Consider the following 16,870-nt stretch of genomic DNA (forward strand, 5'->3'; position numbering starts at 1 on the left):
TGCGGCAGATCCCCGGCGAACGCCCGCCAATGGTCAAGCGCCGAGCGTACCCGGGCGATGCCCCCCAAACCGCGCCGGACCGGTGGACCACCTCGCCCCGACCGCGCGGGGCCCGTGCGAGGCTGGTGCGGGGTTGTGCGGGTCTGGGAGAACTCTAGGGGAACGATGGGCATCGAGGACATGACCGACGTGTGGCACCGCGTGGTCGCGACGCAGCCGGGACCCGAACCCTGGCTGGTCGTGGCCACGGGTCTGCTGGCGTGCGCGGTGGTGGGCGTCCGCGGCTCCTGGCGGCTGGCGCGCACGGCGATAACCATCGCCCACGAGGGCGGGCATGGCGTGCTGGCGCTGGCGACGGGCCGGCGGCTGGAGGGCGTGCGGCTGCACTCGGACACCTCCGGGCTGACCGTCTCGCGCGGCAGGCCGGACGGGCTCGGGATGGTCCTCACCGCCGCCGCCGGATACCCGGCGCCCTCGCTCCTGGGGCTGGGCGGCGCGGCGCTGCTGGCCGCCGGCCACGTCACGGCGCTGCTGTGGGGGGCGACGCTGCTCCTCCTCGCCCTGCTGGTGATGGTGCGCAACGCCTACGGGGTGCTCAGCGTGGTGGTGACGGGGGCGGCGTTCGTCCTCGTCTCCTGGCTGACCGCTCCGCAGGTGCAGGCCGCGTTCGCGTACGCGGCGGTGTGGTTCCTGCTGCTGGGCGGGGTGCGGCCGGTGTTCGAGCTGCACCGCAAGCGGCGGTCCGGCGGGGCTCCGGACAGCGACGCCGACCAGCTCCACCGGCTCACGGGCGCCCCGCCGCTGGGCTGGCTGCTGCTGTTCCACGCCGTCGCCCTGTGCGCCCTGGTGGGCGGGGGAAGGTGGCTGCTGGGGCTGTGAGACGACCGGCTCCCCGGCCCGGTCCGCGGCGGCGCGTACCGGCCCCCGTGGCGGGCCGGTGACCGTACGCACGCACTACAGTGAGACCCATGACCGCCACCGCTGCTCCCTGGCCGGCACCCACCGCGTCCGGACCCGTCCACGCGACCGTCACCGTGCCCGGTTCCAAGTCGGTCACCAACCGCGCGCTCGTGCTGGCCGCGCTCGCCTCCGAGCCGGGCTGGCTGCGCAGGCCGCTGCGGTCGCGGGACACCGTGCTGATGGCCGACGCCCTGCGGGCGATGGGCGTGCGCATCGAGGAGGGCGTCGGCCCCGACGGCACCGGCGAGGCCTGGCGCGTCATCCCGGCCGGGCTGCACGGTCCGGCGACGGTGGACGTGGGCAACGCGGGCACCGTCATGCGCTTCCTGCCCCCCGTGGCCGCGCTGGCCGGCGGGCCGGTCCACTTCGACGGCGACCCCCGCTCGCACGAGCGCCCGCTGCACGGCGTCATCGACGCGCTGCGCTCGCTGGGTGCCCGGATCGACGACGACGGGCGGGGCGCGCTGCCGCTGACCGTGCACGGCGGCGGCTCGCTGACCGGCGGCCCGGTGAAGGTGGACGCCTCCTCCTCCAGCCAGTTCGTGAGCGCGCTGCTGCTGTCGGGGCCGCGGTTCAACCAGGGGGTCGAGGTGCGCCACACCGGCGCCACGCTGCCCTCGCTGCCCCACATCCGGATGACGGTGGACATGCTGCGCGCGGCCGGCGCCCAGGTGGACACCCCCGAGGCCGGTGGCGAGCCGGACGTGTGGCGGGTGACGCCCGGCGCGCTGCTCGGGCGCGACCTGGTGGTGGAACCCGACCTGTCCAACGCCCAGCCCTTCCTGGCCGCGGCCCTGGTCACCGGCGGCCGCGTCACCATCCCGGACTGGCCGCGCCAGACCACCCAGCCGGGTGACGCGCTGCGCGAGATCCTCACCGCCATGGGGGCGAGCTGCGAGCTGGACGAGACGGGCCTGACGTGCACCGGCGGCGGCCGCGTGCGCGGCATCGACGTGGACCTGCGCGACGTCGGCGAGCTGACGCCCGGCATCGCCGCCCTCGCGGCGCTCGCCGACTCCGAGTCGGTGCTGCGCGGCGTGGCCCACCTGCGGCTGCACGAGACGGACCGGCTGGCGGCGCTCACCAAGGAGATCAACGGCCTGGGCGGCGACGTCACCGAGACCGCCGACGGCCTGCGCATCCGGCCCCGCCCGCTGCACGGCGGGGTCTTCCACACCTACGACGACCACCGGCTGGCCACCGCCGGCGCCCTGCTGGGGTTGGCCGTGCCCGGCGTCGCGGTGGAGAACGTGGCGACGACGGCGAAGACGCTGCCGGACTTCACCGGCCTGTGGGGCGCCATGCTGGGCGCGGGGTCCTGAGAGCGTCACCATGCGCCGCTACGGCAAGCACACCGACGAGGACGACATCCGGGTCCGCCCGGGACGCCGCGGCAGCCGCCCGCGCACCCGCATCCGCCCCAAGCACGAGGACGCGGCCGAGGGCTTCGTGGTGACCGTGGACCGCGGGCGCATCACGACGCTGGTGGCGGGCCGCACGGTGTTCGCGATGAAGGCCCGGGAGCTGGGCCGCAAGGGCGTGGTGGTCGGTGACCGGGTGGCCGTCGTCGGCGACCTCTCCGGGGAGCGGGACACCCTCGCGCGGATCGTGCGCGTCGAGGAGCGCACCTCGGTGCTGCGCCGCTCCGCGGACGACGACGACCCCTACGAGCGCGTCGTCGTCGCCAACGCCGACCAGCTCGCCATCGTCACCGCGCTGGCCGACCCCGAGCCCCGGCCCCGGCTGATCGACCGCTGCCTGGTGGCCGCCTACGACGCGGGGCTCGACCCGCTGCTGGTGCTCACCAAGGCCGACCTCGCCCCGGCCGACCCGCTGCTGGAGCGGTACGCGCCGCTGGGCGTGCGCGCGGTCGCGGCCCGGCACGACGCGCCGGTGGCCGCCGTGCGGGAGCTGCTTCAGGGCCGCACCACCGCGTTCGTCGGGCACTCGGGGGTGGGCAAGACGACGCTGGTCAACGCCCTCGTCCCCGCGCGCAGCCGGGCCACCGGGCACGTCAACACGGTCACCGGGCGCGGGCGGCACACCACCACGTCCGCGCTGGCGGTGCCGCTGCCCGACGACACGGGGTGGGTGATCGACACCCCGGGCGTGCGCTCGTTCGGGCTGCACCACGTCGATCCGGGACGCGTGATCCAGGCCTTCCCGGACCTGGAGCCGGGCACCGCGCAGTGCCCGCGCGCGTGCAGCCACGACGAGCCGGAGTGCGCGCTGGACGCCTGGGTCGCCGACGGCCACGCCGACCCGGCCCGGCTGGAGTCCCTGCGCCGCCTGCTGGCCACCCGCGAGCGGCGCGAGGGCGACTGAACCGCGCGCCGCCGCCCGCCCAGGGCTCAGCGCACCGCGTCGCCCGCGGCCAGGAGCGCCCGCACCACGTGGGCGACGCGGTCGGGCACCGCGTTCCCCGGGTCCTCCGGCAGCGGGGCCAGCACGAAGGACAGGGCCAGCCGCAGCCCCACCTCGCAGGCGTGCCGCACCGCGCGGCCCTCGCCGCCGGGCAGCGCGGCCAGCGTCGAGGCGCACAGCCGCTCGACGACGTACCGGGGCGGCCGGCCGGGCGGGGGCGCCGGCAGCCGGGAGTTCCACGTGCCGGTCAGCGCGGCCCGCACCAGGGGCTCCTCCCCCGCCCGGCCCAGCATCCACGCCGCGGCCGCCGCACAGCACTCGGCGGGTCCGGCGCCGCCGCGCCGGGCGGCGACCGCCGCCTGCGCCGCGCCCGTGACGAGCTCCTCCACCTGCCGGGCGACCAGGGCCGCGCCCAGGCCCTCCTTGGAGCCGAACTCGTTGTAGAGGGTCTGCCGGGACACCCCGGCCGCCGCGGCCACCTCCACCATCCGCACCGTCGCCCACGGGCGCGTGCGCAGCGCGCTCCGGGCAGCGCTCAGGAGCGCTTCACGTGCGGTGGGCATGCGCTCCTCCCGACCGGCGTCCGGCTGACGGACCGACAGACGTGCGGCACAGAATCGGGGCGGCGACCGCCCCTGTCAAGTCCGTTCGTATGAAAAAATGCACCCGCGCATACCAGCGGCGGCCCGTCCGTGTGGCCAGGGGCGGAACCGGTGGATACTGTCTGATCATGCCGGACTACCACGATGACCTGCGTCTCGCCCACGTACTGGCCGACGCCGCCGACGCCGCCACCATGGAGCGGTTCAAGGCGCTCGACCTGAAGGTCGAGACCAAACCCGACATGACTCCGGTGAGCGAGGCCGACAAGACCGCCGAGGAGCTGGTCAGGTCGCACCTCCAGCGGGCCCGGCCGCGCGACGCCGTGCTCGGCGAGGAGTTCGGCTCCGAGGGCCACGGTCCGCGGCGCTGGATCATCGACCCCATCGACGGCACCAAGAACTACGTCCGCGGCGTCCCGGTGTGGGCGACGCTCATCGCGCTGATGGAGCGCGGCGCGGAGGGCGACCGCCCGGTGGTCGGCGTCGTCTCCGCGCCCGCGCTGCACCGGCGCTGGTGGGCCGCACTGGGCAGCGGGGCGTACAGCGGCCGCAGCCTGTCCTCGGCGACCCGGCTGCACGTCTCCCGCGTCGCCCGCCTCCAGGACGCCTCGTTCGCGTACTCCTCGCTGTCCGGCTGGGAGGAGCGCGGCCGCCTCGGGGGCTTCCTCGACCTGTCGCGCAACGTCTGGCGCACCCGCGCCTACGGCGACTTCTGGCCCTACATGATGGTGGCCGAGGGCTCGGTGGACGCCTGCGCCGAGCCGGAGCTGTCCCTGTGGGACATGGCGGCCAACGCCGTCATCGTGCAGGAGGCGGGCGGCTCGTTCACCGGTCTCGACGGGCGGCCGGGCCCGCACGGCGGCGACGCCGCCGCCTCCAACGGCCTGCTGCACGAGAGCCTGCTGGGCTACGTCGGCGACCAGGCCGCGCCGCGCGCCTGAGCCCCGCGCCCGGCGGGCCCGCCACGCCCGCACCGCCGCCGTCCGCCCCCACCGCGCGCCGCCCCCACGCGTCGACGACGCGCCCGTGCGACGACGCGCCCGCGACCCCCGCACCGGAGCGCCCCGGGGGCCCGCCACTCCGCCTGCGGCGGCGACGCCCCGCGCCCCTCCGCCACTCGACCGGGCCGGACGAGCACCCGTCCGCCCGTGCCCTTCCCCCCGGCACGACGACGTGTGGCCCCGGCTCGGACGGGTACACGACGGCCGCGGCGGCGCGTCACCGGCGCCGACCCGGCGGCCAGGAGGTCGGCCGGGGTGCCCCGGACGTGCCGCAGGGGCCGGAGCCCAGACGGCGTCCGGCCCCTGCGGGACCTGGCGGCGGGCGGTCACCGGCCACGCAGGGCCTTGACCGTGGCGCGGGCGACCGCCCGCCGCGGCTTGCGATCGGCGGCCGTCAGCCGCGCAGGGCCTGGACGGCGGCCTCCAGACGCTTGCCGTAGTCCGGGTCGGCCTTGCGGAAGTTCTCGATCGCGCGCTGGGCGATGTCGTCCCGCGAGACCTTGGCGATGAACCCGGACAGGTTCGCGATCAGGCGCTCCTTCTCCGGCTCCGTCATCAGGCGGTAGAGGTTGCCCGCCTGGACGAAGTCGTCGTCCTCGGCGTGCGTGGGCGCCTCGTGGTCACCGGTCAGGCCCGAGACCCCCACCGGCTGCCACAGCGGGCGGCCGGTCTCGGCCGGGCCGCCGAAGCTGTTCGGCTCGTAGTTCTTCGCGCGCCCGTGCCGGCCGTCGTACATCACGCCGTCGCGGCCGTGGGTGCGCGCGTGCCCCGCCTTGGGCTGGTTCACCGGCAGGTGGTCGGCGTTGATGCCGACGCGGTAGCGGTGGGCGTCGCCATAGGCGAACAGGCGGCCCTGGAGCATCTTGTCGGGGGACGGGCCGATGCCCGGCACGAAGTGGTGCGGGGAGAAGATCGACTGCTCGACCTCGGCGAAGATGTTCTCCGGGTTGCGGTTGAGCTCCAGCTTGCCGATCTCGATGCGCGGGTAGTCCGCGTGCGGCCACACCTTGGTGAGGTCGAACGGGTTGAAGCGGTAGGTGGCCGCCTCGGCCGCGGGCATGATCTGGGCGTACACCGTCCAGGTCGGGTACTCGCCGCGCTCGATGGCCTCACGCAGATCGCGCTGGTGGCTGTCCGGGTCCTGGCCGGCCAGGACGTCGGCCTCGGCTTGGGTCAGGCACTTGATGCCCTGGTCGGTCTTGAAGTGGTACTTGACCCAGAAGACCTCGCCGTCCTCGTTCGTCCACTGGAAGGTGTGCGAGCCGAAGCCGTCCATGTGGCGGTAGGACGCCGGGATGCCGCGGTCACCGAACAGCCAGGTCACCTGGTGCGTGGACTCCGGCGACAGGCCCCAGAAGTCCCAGACGTTGTCCGCCTCCTGCGAGCCGGTGTACGGGTCGCGCTTCTGGGTGTGGATGAAGTCGGGGAACTTGATGGCGTCCTTGATGAAGAACACCGGGGTGTTGTTGCCGACGAGGTCGTAGTTGCCCTCCTCGGTGTAGAACTTCAGCGCGAAGCCCCGGGGGTCGCGCACGGCGTCCGCCGCGCCGAGGTTGCCGGCCACCGTGGAGAAGCGCAGGAAGACCTCGGTCTCCTTGCCGATCTCGGAGAGGAACTTGGCCCGCGTGTACGGCGTCACGTCGGCGGTCACGGTGAACGTGCCGTAGGCGCCGGCGCCGCGCGCGTGCACGATGCGCTCCGGGATGCGCTCCCGGTTGAAGTGGGCCAGCTTCTCCAGCAGGAGCTGGTCCTGGACGAGGACCGGACCGCCGACTCCCGCTGTCTCGCTGTTCTGGTTGTCCGCGACGGGTGCACCGGCCTCCGTGGTGAGCGGGCCGGTCGTCTCGGTCTGAGCAGTCACTTACGCCTCCTGCAAGGTTCCTGTCCCTGGGGCTGTCGCCGCAGCCGAGCCTACATTAGACTAAGTCCAAGTCAAGATGGAGAAGAATTCCATACAAGGTCCGGTCAAAAGGGCCCGCTGTTAAGCTGGCCGGACCGGTAACGATTGGTGGAACGAATGAGCGACCTGCTGGAACGACTGCGCGACCGCGGCTGGCGGCTCACCGCGCAGCGCCGCGTCGTCGCCGAGGTCCTCGACGGTGACCACGTGCACTACACAGCCGACGAGGTCCACGCCCGGGCGGCCGAGCGGCTGCCGGAGATCGCGCGGGCGACCGTCTACAACACCCTCAGCGAGCTCGTCGCGATCGGCGAGGTCCTGGAGGTGAGCACGGACGGGCGCGCCAAGCGGTACGACCCGAACGCGCACCGCACCCATCAGCACCTGGTGTGCTCCCGCTGCGGCACCATCCGGGACGTGCGCCCGGCGGCCGATCCGCTCAGCGCGCTGCCGGAGAGCGAGCGCTACGGGTTCGCCGTCTCCGAGGCGTCGGTGATCTACCGGGGCCTGTGCCCCTCCTGCGCGACGGCGTGAAGCCCCGGGCCCCAGCGGACCCACCGGGCCACCGGCTCTGACCCCCGGCCGCCTCGCCGGGGGCGTCGCAGGGGCCTCACGGGGGGCAGGGCCACTCGGCCGCGCCCTCGGGCCGCGCGGCCCCCGCGGTGACTGACGCGGACCAGCCCGCGCCCGCCCACCACAGCACTGGCTCACCCGCCACGCACGACACCGCCCGCCACGCACAACACCGAGGGCCCGGAGATGATCTCCGGGCCCTCGGCCTCAAGTAGCGGGGACAGGATTTGAACCTGCGACCTCTGGGTTATGAGCCCAGCGAGCTACCGAGCTGCTCCACCCCGCGTCGTTGTGATCCCTACTCTAACCACGCGGCGTCGACCAGTGCAAATCCGGGTGACGGCGGCCCGTCTCAGGCCGTCAGCTCGGCGTGCAGCGCCTCGCTGAGCCGGGCCGCGCGCTCGCTCACCGCGCGCGGTCCCAGGTCCACCGCGCGGGCGCACCAGCGCTGGGCCTCGGCCAGCTCGTTGCGCCGCGAGGCCAGCAGGGCGAGCCGCAGCGCGGCCCGGCCGTGCCCGGCCTCGGCCGCACGCGTCCACCACAGCGCCGCCTCCGGCTCCGCGCCCTCCCGGGCGAGCAGCAGGCCGAGGTTGAAGGCGCCGTTGCCGCTGCCCGCCTCGGCCGCCGCCCGGTACCAGCGGGCCGCCTCGACGACCTCGCCCCGGGCGGCCGCGCACATGCCCGCGCGGACCTGGGCGCGCCGGTGGCCCGCGCGGGCGGCCACCAGGTACCAGCGCTCGGCCTCGGGCACCTCGGCGCACCGGCCGTGCTCCTCGCCCTCCGCCGCGCCGCGCCGCTCCAGGTAGGAGGCCAGCCGGAAGGCGCCCTCCACGCTGCCGCCGTCGGCGGCGCGGCGCAGCGTGCGCTCGGCGGCCGCCTCGGCGCCCTCGCGCAGCAGCGCGGTGCCGACCTGGAGCGCGGCCTCGGCGTGGCCCGCGTCGGCGGCCCGCCGGTACCACGTCAGCGCCTCGGCCTCCTCGCCGCGGCCGGCGTAGAGGATGCCGAGGTTGAACGCCCCGTCCACGCTGCCCCCTTCGGCGGCCTTGGAGAACCACGGCTCGGCCCCCTGCGCGTCACCGCGCTGGAGCAGCAGGACGGCGAGGGCGTTGGCGGCCTCGGTGTGCCCGGCGTAGGCGGCCTTGCGGTACCACTGCTCCGCCTGGCCCGTGCGCCCCTGCCCGGCGCAGAGCAGGCCCAGGTTGAAGGCGCCGTTGACGTCCCCGGCGTCCAGCGCGGCCCGGTACCAGCGCTCGGCGGTCTGCCGCTCGCCCCGGTCGGCGTGCAGCGCGCCCAGCGCGTTCGCGGCGTTGCCGTCGCCGTCGCGGGCGGCCCGCAGCCACCACTGCTCGGCGGCCTCGGCGTTGCCGGAGTCGCGCAGCAGGAAGCCCAGGGCGCAGGCGGCGCGCGCGTCTCCGGCGTTGGCCGCGATCAGGTACCAGCGGCCCGCCTCGCGCAGCTCGCCCCGCTCCTCCAGCAGGGTGCCCAGGCGCAGCGCGGCGCGCTCGTGGCCCCGGGCGGCGGCCTGCCGGAACCAGCGTTCGGCCACCCGCGCGGCGCCGTCGTCGGCGCGCTGGAGGGCCGACAGGCCGACGCGGTAGGCGGCCTCGCGGTGCCCGCCCTCGGCGGCGGCGCGGAACCACTGCTCGGCCCCGTCCTCACCCCGGTGGTCGAGCAGGTCGGCGAGCGCGTAGGCGCCGAGGGTGTGCCCGGCCTCGGCCGACTGGCGCAGCCAGTACCCGGCCGCCGCCTCGTCACCGCGCTCCCGGTGGTGCCGGCCGAGCGCGTGGGCCGCGGCGGCCGAACCCGCGACGGCGGCGCCGCGCCAGCACTCGGCGGCCTCCTCCGGCCGCCCGAGCTGGTGCAGCAGCACCCCGAGGTTGTTCGCCGCGGCCCGGTCGCCCGCCGCGGCGGCGGCGCGCAGGGGCTGCTCGGCGCTCTCCAGATCCCCCCGGCGCAGCAGCGCCGCCCCCAGCGCGCTCAACGACCGGGCCTCCGATGCGGGGCCGTGGCACTCCGCGCTCGACGGACTATCTCGGGCATCCCGGTACGTGGCGTCGTCAATGCCTGTCATCTCCCCCATAAGGTCCATCGTCGCACCACCTGCAACCCGGGTACACCTGGTATACCGCAGCCCGTGAGGTCTCTTCAGCGTTTTGTCGACTTCCCGACACGACGAGTGCTCAAACTCGCTCGTCCGAGGGGGAGTTGCTGCAGCGCAGCACGAAGGGCCCGGAGTGTGATACTCCGAGCCCTTCGGTTCTGGTAGCGGGGACAGGATTTGAACCTGCGACCTCTGGGTTATGAGCCCAGCGAGCTACCGAGCTGCTCCACCCCGCGCCGTTGTGTTCACAACTCTACCACGGCGCGGGGCGGGCTCGGTTCACTCCCCTTCGCCGCCGTCGGTCTGGGCCTCACCGGCGCGCCGCAGGGCGTCCTGGAGCTGGTCCAGCGCGTCCTGGGCGTCCTGGAGCGCGTCCTCCAGCTCCTGGAGGTCGCCGGGCGGGGTGTCCTGCTCCTCCTCCGGCTGGTCGGCCGGCGGGTCCTGCTCGTCGGCCGGCGGGTCCCCGGGGGGCGGGTCCTCGGACTCCTCCACCTGGAAGACGACGTTGAGCGCCTGCTCCAGCGTGTCCTCGTAGGCGATCTCACCCTGGTAGGAGGCCAGCACCTTCCGCATGCGCGGGTAGTTGGTGTCCGCGCCGCGGACGTACAGCGGCTCGATGTAGAGCATGCCCTCCTGCAGCGGGATGGTCAGCAGGTTGCCGTACTCCACCTCCGAGTCGCCGCGTTCCAGGAGGTTGATGGACTCGGCGATGCGGGTGTCGGAGTTGAAGCGGCTCTGCACCTGCTGGGGACCGGAGACGGAGTTGCTCGCCGGCACGTTCAGCAGGCGGATGGTGCCGTAGTCCTCCTTGGTGGCGTCGGACTCCACCGCCATGAACGCGCCCAGCGTCTGCCGGTTGTTCGGCGTGAACGTGGTGGTGAGCGAGAAGGACTTCTCCTCCTGCTCCGGCATGCGCAGGCTCAGGTAGTAGGGCGGCACCGGCTCCTCGTCCGCGCTCGTCGGGTCGGCCGGGATCTCCCAGCGCTCGCTGCCGCTGTAGAACTGGCCCGGGTTGGTGACGTGGTAGCGGGTCAGCAGCTCGCGCTGGACCTTGAACAGATCCTGCGGGTAGCGCAGGTGGTCCAGCAGCGCGTCGCTGATCTCGCTGCGCGGCTCCACGGTGCCGGGGAAGGCCTTCATCCAGGTCTTCAGCACCGGGTCCTGGGTGTCCCACTGGTAGAGCTGCACGTCGCCGGTGTAGGCGTCCACCGTGGCCTTGACCGAGTTGCGGATGTAGTTGACCTGGTCCTGCTGCGCCAGCACCGCGCGCTGGCCGTCGGTGAGCGCGTCCTGGGTGGTGTCGCCCAGCGTGGTGCGCGAGGAGTACGGGTAGCCGTTGGACGTCGTGTACGCGTCCACGATCCACTGGATCTTCCCGTCGACGACGGCCGGGTACGGGTCCCCGTCGATCGTCAGCCACGGGGCGACGGCCTCGACGCGCTCCTTGGGCGTGCGGTTGTACAGGATGCGCGAGCCGTCCCCGATGGCGCCGGAGTAGAGGATCTTCGGCTCCCCGAAGGCCAGGGCGTAGGCGGCGCGGTTGACCGTGCCGGAGATGTCGACGCCGCTGTCGCCCTCGTAGGTGTAGAGCTTCTCCTCGTCGTTGGCGACGTAGTCCAGCTCCTGCTGGGGCCCGCCGACGATCGAGTACCGCGTCGTCTCCTCGCCGTAGTACACCCGGGGCTGGTACTCCCCCAGCGTGCCCTGCGGCGGCAGGTCCGACTCGGTGAAGACCGGGGTGCCGCCGCCCTCCTCGTAGTCCACCTCGGTGCCCAGCGCGCTCACCACGCCGTAGCCGTGGGTGTACTTGAAGTGGTCGTTGATCCAGTTCCGCTCGGGCACGCCCTCGATGTTGATCTCACGCAGACCGATGACGGTGTCGCGCTCGACGCCCTCGGGGTCCGCGTAGCGGTCCACGTCCAGGTTGTCGGGGAAGGTGTAGTAGCCGCGCACCTGCTGGGTCTGGCGGAAGGCCGGGGAGACGACGTTCGGGTCCAGCAGGCGGATGCTGGCCGCGTCGTTCACCGAGTCGCGGGCCGCCTGGAGCACCTCCTCCGGGGGCTGCTCCCCGTCCTCCTCCTCGTCACCGGCGCCCTCGTAGTTGGTGATCTCCGCGTCGTCGATGCCGTACGCCTTGCGCGTGGCGTCGATGTTCTTCGCGATGTACGGCGTCTCCTTGGCCTGCTGGTTCGGCTGCACCTGGAAGCGCTCCACGAGCGCCGGGTACAGGCCGCCGATGAGGATGGCCGAGAGCACCAGCAGCCCGAGGCCGATCACCGGGAGCTGCCAGGTGCGCCGCCACAGGGCGGCGAAGAACAGCAGGGTGCAGATGATGGCGATGAAGAACAGGATCGTCTTCGCCGGCAGGTAGGCGTTGGCGTCGGTGAAGCGCAGGCCCGTCCACTCCTCCTGCCCGCGGATGTCGCTGGACTTGACCGCCAGGCCGTAGCGGTCCAGCCAGTACGCGACGGCCTTCAGCGCCACGAACACCCCGAGCAGCACCGAGAGGTGGCCGGTGGCCTGCGCCGTGGCCCGCGCGCCCGGCGTGGTCACGCGCAGCCCGCCGTACAGGTAGTGCACCAGCGCGGCGGCGATCAGCGACAGCACGGTGGCCGCGAAGCCGAAGCTCAGCAGGAAGCGGAAGAACGGCAGCTCGAAGGTGAAGAACGAGATGTCCTTGCCGAACTGCGCGTCCGTCTGCCCGAACGGGGTGCCGTTCACCCACATCAGCCAGGTCCGCCACTGGCCGGAGGCCGACGCGCCCGCGATGAGGCCGATGAGCGCCGTCACGCCCAGGAGCAGCCACTTGCGGTAGGGCGCGATGCCCATGCGGTAGCGGTCCAGGCTCTGCTGCTCCATGGACATGGCGCTCAGTGGCGGCCGCAGCCGGTGCGCCAGCCAGATGTTGAACCCGACCGCGAGCGCCATGAACAGGCCGAAGACGGCGAAGAGGCCGACCTTCGTCCACAACTGGGTGGTGAAGACGTTCGTGTAGTCCACGGATCGGTACCAGAGCCAGTCGGTCCAGAATCCGGCGAACATGACGAAAAGCATGGCCAGTACCGCCAGCACGCCCGCCGTGATCAACAGCGTCTTGGCGCGCCGGGACGGCTGGCCGACTCTGGTCCGTGGCCCGGTGGGGCCTCCTGAGCCCCGTTCCGGCATCTGGAAAGCCAAGGTGCGCACCTCGAAGATCGCAGGGATGAAGCAGGCCCCGTACCACAGGGCTCACTCGGTCAACTTACTCAAGCTTTACCCAGTTCCCGTTCTGGGGGTCGTTGAAGGCACGATATGGGCATGAGTAATCCCCCCCTTGACGGCACACCCCTGGCGGCCTCCCCCCTCACCCGGGCCGTGCTGGAGATCGACGACTACACGGCCGGGCTCGGCTGGGACCAGCCGGCCCGGCTGTTCGCCCTGGTGGACACGGTGCGGCTGCGCGCCGAGGAGCCGGACCTGGCCGAACAGCTCGGCATCGGCGACGCCGCGCAGACCGACGCCCTCACACCCGTCGAGCAGGACGAGATTCCCGCGGGGGTCGCGCTGGACGAGTTCCTGGCCACCATCGCCTGGCCGGACGCGGTGTCGGGCTGCGCGCTCACGGTGGAGCGGCTGATGCTGCCGGCGACGGCCGAGTCCACGCTCCCGGAGGGCCTGTCCGACGCGGAGTTGACCGCCTGGGTGGCCGAGCACCCCGAGCGGCAGGAGGTCCGCATGACCGTCGGCGTCCTGCGCGACGGCGACCGGGAGTCGGCGCTGCGCCTGCGCGAGAAGGACGCCGCGACGGAGGTGCTCACGGGGCGCGACCTGGTTCCCGGCCTGGCGGAAGCCCTCTCCGCGACGTTCACCGGCTGACGGTTCCGGCCCGCACCGCCCGGGCGGACGGCCGTGCCGCGCGCGGACGGTCGCCCGGCGGCGCCGTCGCCCGCGGGGCGCCCCCGGGCGACGGCGCCGCACGGGGCGACCGGCGCGGCCGGGGCGGCGGGCGCGGGGCGTGGGTTACGGCCCGTGCGGGCGGGGCCCGGCGCTCAGGCCGCCCGGCACAGCGGGAGCGCGTCCGTGTCGTCGGCCCGGATGGCCTCCAGCGCGGTCATCGCGTCGTCCATGGTCTCGACGCGCACCAGCCGCAGGTCGCCCGGCGGGTCGGCGAGCGCGGTCGCGCAGTTGGCGGCCGGGGTGAGGAAGTACTCCGCGCCGGCGGCCTCCGCGGCGCGCGTCTTCATCGTGACGCCGCCGATCGGGCCCACCGCGCCCGCGCCGTCGATGGTCCCGGTGCCCGCGACGAAGGCGCCGCCGGTCAGGTCCTCGCGGGTCAGCTTGTCGACGATGCCGAGCGCGAACATCAGCCCGGCGCTGGGCCCGCCGACGTCGGCGAGCTGGATGTCGATGTCGAACGGGAAGGTGTGCGCCGTGCCCGCCTGGATGCCGACGATGGCGCGGCCGTCGTCCCCGGCGGCCCGCGTGGTGACGGTGACCTCGCGGGTGTCGGCCGCCGCCGGGTCCTCGCCCGCCTTCTCCGCGGCCGTCGCCGCCTTGACCGGGACGACGGTGAAGACGGCCGCCTCGCCCGGCTCGTGCTCGGTGACCAGCTCGGCCACGTCGGCCGGCGCCTCGACCGGCTCCCCGTCCACGGCCTTGATCACGTCCCCGGCGCGCAGGCTGCCCTCCGCGGGGCCGTCCTTGACCACGGCCCGCACCACGGTGCGCGTGTCGACCTCGATGCCCAGCTCGCGCAGGGCCGCGACCTTGGCGCTCTCCTGCGACCGGCTGAACTCCTCGGCGTTCTCCTCCTCCGCCTCCTCGGCCGTCGTGCCGTCGGGGTAGAGGGAGTCGTGCGGGACGACGGCGGAGTCGTCCGCCAGCCAGCCGTAGAGCGCCTCGCCGAGCGTCATCCGGTAGTCCGCGCTGGTCACGCGGACGGTCGTCATGTTCAGGTGCCCGGTGGTGTCGAAGGACTCGTGGCCCTCGACGCTCAGCACCGGGTCGCCGCCGTGCTCGCCGAGCGTGTTCACCGTGGGGCCGGGCGAGAGCTCCGCATAGGGCACCCGGATCACTGCCACCGCACTGAGCATGCCTATCAGGAGCAGCACGGATGCCAGGATCGTGGCGTGGCGGCGAGACATGCCCCGACACTACGGGACGGGGTCGTCAGTCGGCCCTCCGGGACGGTCCGTCCGTGGGTATCCGGAGCGAGCCGTCGGTGGGTATCCGGAGCGGGCCGTCGGTGGGTATCCGGGACGGGCCGTCGGTGGATATCCGGCCGAGCGCGGCGGGCGGGGCCGGGCGGTGGCGCGCGGCGGACCTATCCATCGCGGCGCGGAAGGCGTCGTACCCGGCGACCCCGGCCGCGTCCCCCGAGCCCCGCTCGCTGCTCTGCCGGGCCGCCCACAGGGCCCAGGAGACCGCGCATACCGTTCCCAGCAGGGGTATGACCCACCAGACGAGCGCCGCCATGTCCCACCTCCAGATCCCGCCCGCCGAAGCGGCGGGGAAGTCGTCCTTCCGGCGTCTCAACCCTGTGACGGCGGCGCGGGTCACGCAACCGGTCGCCCACCGTACGGGGCACGGCGGGGCGGACCCGGCCCGGCGGGCGTCACCGCAGGTCGGCCGGGCGGTACGCGGGCCGGGGCGGCGCGGGGCCCGGGTGTGGGCGCGGGCCGGGGCGTCAGGCGCCGACCCACTCCTCGGTGCCGTCGGAGAACGTCTGGTGCTTCCAGATGGGGACCTCGTGCTTGAGGTCGTCGATCAGCCGGCGGCAGGCGGCGAACGCCTCCGCCCGGTGCGGGCAGGACACCGCGACGACGACGGCCAGGTCGCCGACGGCCAGGTCACCGACGCGGTGGACGGCGGCGAGCGCGCGGACGGGGAAGTCGGCGGCGACCCGCTGGGCGACGCGGCGCAGCTCCGCCTCGACCGTGGGGTGCGCGGAGTAGCCGAGGCGGTCGACGTCGCTGCCGCCGTCGTGGTCGCGCACCGTGCCCACGAACAGGGCGGTGCCCCCGGCCGCGGCGTCCCCGACCGCGGTGAACACCTCGTCGAGCGACAGCGGGGCGTCGCGGACCGCCAGCAGCCGGATCGGGTCGGCGGCGGCCTGCTCGCCGGGGTGCTCCGGCCTGTCGTGCGTCTGTGCCATGCCCCTCATGCTGCCGCACGGGAGCGGATTCGGAAAGCTTCTTCCACTGCCTCCGCCGACGGGTCGGACGGCGGGCGGCCGGCGGACGGCGGACGGCCGGCAGGTCACAGGCCGCGCCGCCTGCGGGCCCTGCGGACGAGGGCGGCGGTGCCCACGAGGGCGACGGTGGCCCCGGCGGCGCCGAGCGTGGTCGCGGCGTCCTTGCGCCCCAGCCGGCGTCCGGCCACGGTGTGCCGCCCCTCGACCTCCGCCAGCAGCTCGGCGAGCACCTCCTCGTTGGTCCACTTCGGCCGCCAGCCCGCGTCGTGCAGCCGCGAGCCGCTGACGACCCAGGGGTGCATCGTGTACGCGAGGTCGCCCGCCGGTGACGGCGTCAGCCCCAGGCGGTGCAGCCGGGAGGCGGCGCCCAGCGCGACGGCCGAGGGCAGCTCCATGCGCCGGATGCCGGACAGCTCCTCGACCTCCTCCTGCTCCAGCCAGCCGTCGCAGCCCACCGCGAGCTCGCCGTCGGCCTTCTCCAGCGCGGCGTACTCCAGCGCGCTGACCAGGTCCTCCACGTGGCAGAACTGCCAACACGGCCGGGACCCGGAGACCACCAGCAGCCGGGGTGACTCGAAGTAGCGGGTCAGCGCGGTGTCCGTGCCGCCGACGAGCACGGCGGGGCGGACGACGGTCACGTTGAGCCCGGGGTGGGCGCGCGGCGCCCGCTCGGCCAGCCGCTCGATCTCCAGCAGGTCGCCGACGCCGGTGGCCTCGGCGGTGGCGCGCAGCTCGGCGTCCTCGGCCAGCGGCACGTCGTTGTCGGGCAGCGCGCCGTAGACCATGGCGGAGGTGCACAGCACGACGCGGCGCACGCCGGCGGCCGCGGCGGAGGTCAGCACGGTCTGGGTGCCGCGCACGTTGTAGGCGGTGCGGGCGGCCGGGTCGGCCTCCAGGTCGAGGTCGAGCGCGAGGTGGACGACGACGTCCACCGGGCCGTCGGCGGCGCCCGCCGAGCCCAGCCGCTCGGCCAGCGCCGGGTCCCGCACGTCCAGGGTGTGCCACTGGGCGCCCGTCACCTCGCCGCGCCGCTCGTCGAGCGCGACGACCCGCCGCACCTCGGCGGAGGCGGCCAGGCGCGCGGTGAGCAGCGCGCCGGTCCCGCTCGCGGCGCCGGTGACGGCGACGACGGGGCCCGCAGCGTCGTTTCGCGCTGCGCGAACGTTCGGCTCAGGGGAACTCACCGGGCTGCTCCAG

General features: G+C 74.3%; 14 protein-coding genes and 2 tRNA genes. 6 read left to right on the plus strand and 10 right to left on the minus strand.

What is annotated here, in order from left to right; translation table 11 throughout:
- Positions 1–165 precede the first annotated feature (165 nt).
- The 3 genes from OSB71_RS12030 to rsgA all read left to right on the plus strand — a co-directional run bounded on the left by OSB71_RS12030 (position 166) and on the right by rsgA (position 3,285).
- Positions 166–879 (plus strand): M50 family metallopeptidase, encoded by a 714-nt coding sequence (locus OSB71_RS12030; RefSeq protein ID WP_265947387.1) that lies wholly within the window; start codon positions 166–168, stop codon positions 877–879.
- A gap of 89 nt (positions 880–968) precedes the next feature.
- Positions 969–2,282: a 3-phosphoshikimate 1-carboxyvinyltransferase gene (aroA, locus tag OSB71_RS12035; protein WP_265947388.1), complete on the plus strand. Its 1,314-nt coding sequence runs from the start codon at positions 969–971 to the stop codon at positions 2,280–2,282.
- Positions 2,283–2,292: 10 nt separating this feature from the next.
- Complete coding sequence (gene rsgA / locus OSB71_RS12040) at positions 2,293–3,285, plus strand: ribosome small subunit-dependent GTPase A (RefSeq protein ID WP_265947390.1); 993 nt, start codon at positions 2,293–2,295, stop codon at positions 3,283–3,285.
- Between the two features lie 26 nt (positions 3,286–3,311).
- On the opposite strand, the gene OSB71_RS12045 is transcribed toward rsgA, so the two are convergent.
- Positions 3,312–3,887: a TetR/AcrR family transcriptional regulator gene (locus OSB71_RS12045; protein ID WP_265947392.1), complete on the minus strand. Its 576-nt coding sequence runs from the start codon at positions 3,885–3,887 to the stop codon at positions 3,312–3,314.
- Positions 3,888–4,054: 167 nt separating this feature from the next.
- On the opposite strand from OSB71_RS12045, the gene hisN reads away from it, so the two are divergent.
- Positions 4,055–4,867 carry a histidinol-phosphatase gene (gene hisN / locus OSB71_RS12050; protein WP_265947394.1) on the plus strand — a complete coding sequence of 271 codons (813 nt, stop codon included), beginning with the start codon at positions 4,055–4,057 and terminating at the stop codon, positions 4,865–4,867.
- Between the two features lie 454 nt (positions 4,868–5,321).
- On the opposite strand, the gene OSB71_RS12055 is transcribed toward hisN, so the two are convergent.
- Positions 5,322–6,788, minus strand: coding sequence for a catalase (locus OSB71_RS12055; protein WP_265947396.1), 1,467 nt, complete (start codon positions 6,786–6,788; stop codon positions 5,322–5,324).
- Between the two features lie 156 nt (positions 6,789–6,944).
- On the opposite strand from OSB71_RS12055, the gene OSB71_RS12060 reads away from it, so the two are divergent.
- Positions 6,945–7,361, plus strand: coding sequence for a Fur family transcriptional regulator (locus OSB71_RS12060; protein ID WP_265947398.1), 417 nt, complete (start codon positions 6,945–6,947; stop codon positions 7,359–7,361).
- Between the two features lie 251 nt (positions 7,362–7,612).
- Here OSB71_RS12060 and OSB71_RS12065 read toward each other — a convergent pair.
- From OSB71_RS12065 to OSB71_RS12080, 4 genes are all read right to left on the minus strand, one after another.
- A tRNA-Met gene (locus OSB71_RS12065) sits at positions 7,613–7,686 on the minus strand.
- A 66-nt stretch (positions 7,687–7,752) separates the two neighbouring features.
- A complete protein-coding gene (locus tag OSB71_RS12070; RefSeq protein ID WP_265947400.1) occupies positions 7,753–9,471 on the minus strand; it encodes a tetratricopeptide repeat protein in 1,719 nt (572 codons plus the stop codon).
- Positions 9,472–9,660: 189 nt separating this feature from the next.
- Positions 9,661–9,737 (minus strand) — tRNA-Met (locus OSB71_RS12075).
- 43 nt (positions 9,738–9,780) lie between these two features.
- A complete protein-coding gene (locus OSB71_RS12080; protein WP_265947540.1) occupies positions 9,781–12,666 on the minus strand; it encodes a UPF0182 family membrane protein in 2,886 nt (961 codons plus the stop codon).
- A 132-nt stretch (positions 12,667–12,798) separates the two neighbouring features.
- Between OSB71_RS12080 and OSB71_RS12085 the strand changes: the two genes are divergently transcribed.
- A complete protein-coding gene (locus tag OSB71_RS12085; protein ID WP_265947402.1) occupies positions 12,799–13,356 on the plus strand; it encodes a PPA1309 family protein in 558 nt (185 codons plus the stop codon).
- 173 nt (positions 13,357–13,529) lie between these two features.
- Here the strand turns inward: OSB71_RS12085 and OSB71_RS12090 are convergent, their stop codons facing one another.
- From OSB71_RS12090 to OSB71_RS12105, 4 genes are all read right to left on the minus strand, one after another.
- On the minus strand, positions 13,530–14,624 hold the full coding sequence (locus OSB71_RS12090) for a YlbL family protein (protein ID WP_265947404.1): 1,095 nt from the start codon (positions 14,622–14,624) through the stop codon (positions 13,530–13,532).
- 25 nt (positions 14,625–14,649) lie between these two features.
- On the minus strand, positions 14,650–14,955 hold the full coding sequence (locus OSB71_RS12095) for a hypothetical protein (protein ID WP_265947406.1): 306 nt from the start codon (positions 14,953–14,955) through the stop codon (positions 14,650–14,652).
- A 211-nt stretch (positions 14,956–15,166) separates the two neighbouring features.
- Positions 15,167–15,634, minus strand: a complete 468-nt coding sequence (locus OSB71_RS12100; RefSeq protein ID WP_265947408.1) for a molybdenum cofactor biosynthesis protein MoaE — start codon at positions 15,632–15,634, stop codon at positions 15,167–15,169.
- 104 nt (positions 15,635–15,738) lie between these two features.
- Positions 15,739–16,857, minus strand: coding sequence for an SDR family oxidoreductase (locus tag OSB71_RS12105; RefSeq protein WP_265947410.1), 1,119 nt, complete (start codon positions 16,855–16,857; stop codon positions 15,739–15,741).
- Between the last annotated feature and the right edge of the window lie 13 nt (positions 16,858–16,870).

The organism is Streptomyces marinisediminis (assembly GCF_026262575.1).
Lineage (GTDB): Bacteria > Actinomycetota > Actinomycetes > Streptomycetales > Streptomycetaceae > Streptomyces > Streptomyces marinisediminis.

Bases quoted from the DNA above. Each gene is read 5' to 3' on its own strand.
- OSB71_RS12100 (WP_265947408.1), bottom strand. From the start codon at position 15,634: ATGGCACAGACGCACGACAGGCCGGAGCACCCCGGCGAGCAGGCCGCC.
- rsgA (WP_265947390.1), top strand. From the start codon at position 2,293: ATGCGCCGCTACGGCAAGCACACCGACGAGGACGACATCCGGGTCCGC.
- OSB71_RS12080 (WP_265947540.1), bottom strand. From the start codon at position 12,666: ATGCCGGAACGGGGCTCAGGAGGCCCCACCGGGCCACGGACCAGAGTC.
- OSB71_RS12060 (WP_265947398.1), top strand. From the start codon at position 6,945: ATGAGCGACCTGCTGGAACGACTGCGCGACCGCGGCTGGCGGCTCACC.
- aroA (WP_265947388.1), top strand. From the start codon at position 969: ATGACCGCCACCGCTGCTCCCTGGCCGGCACCCACCGCGTCCGGACCC.
- OSB71_RS12085 (WP_265947402.1), top strand. From the start codon at position 12,799: ATGAGTAATCCCCCCCTTGACGGCACACCCCTGGCGGCCTCCCCCCTC.
- OSB71_RS12070 (WP_265947400.1), bottom strand. From the start codon at position 9,471: ATGACAGGCATTGACGACGCCACGTACCGGGATGCCCGAGATAGTCCG.
- OSB71_RS12095 (WP_265947406.1), bottom strand. From the start codon at position 14,955: ATGGCGGCGCTCGTCTGGTGGGTCATACCCCTGCTGGGAACGGTATGC.
- OSB71_RS12045 (WP_265947392.1), bottom strand. From the start codon at position 3,887: ATGCCCACCGCACGTGAAGCGCTCCTGAGCGCTGCCCGGAGCGCGCTG.
- OSB71_RS12030 (WP_265947387.1), top strand. From the start codon at position 166: ATGGGCATCGAGGACATGACCGACGTGTGGCACCGCGTGGTCGCGACG.
- hisN (WP_265947394.1), top strand. From the start codon at position 4,055: ATGCCGGACTACCACGATGACCTGCGTCTCGCCCACGTACTGGCCGAC.
- OSB71_RS12090 (WP_265947404.1), bottom strand. From the start codon at position 14,624: ATGTCTCGCCGCCACGCCACGATCCTGGCATCCGTGCTGCTCCTGATA.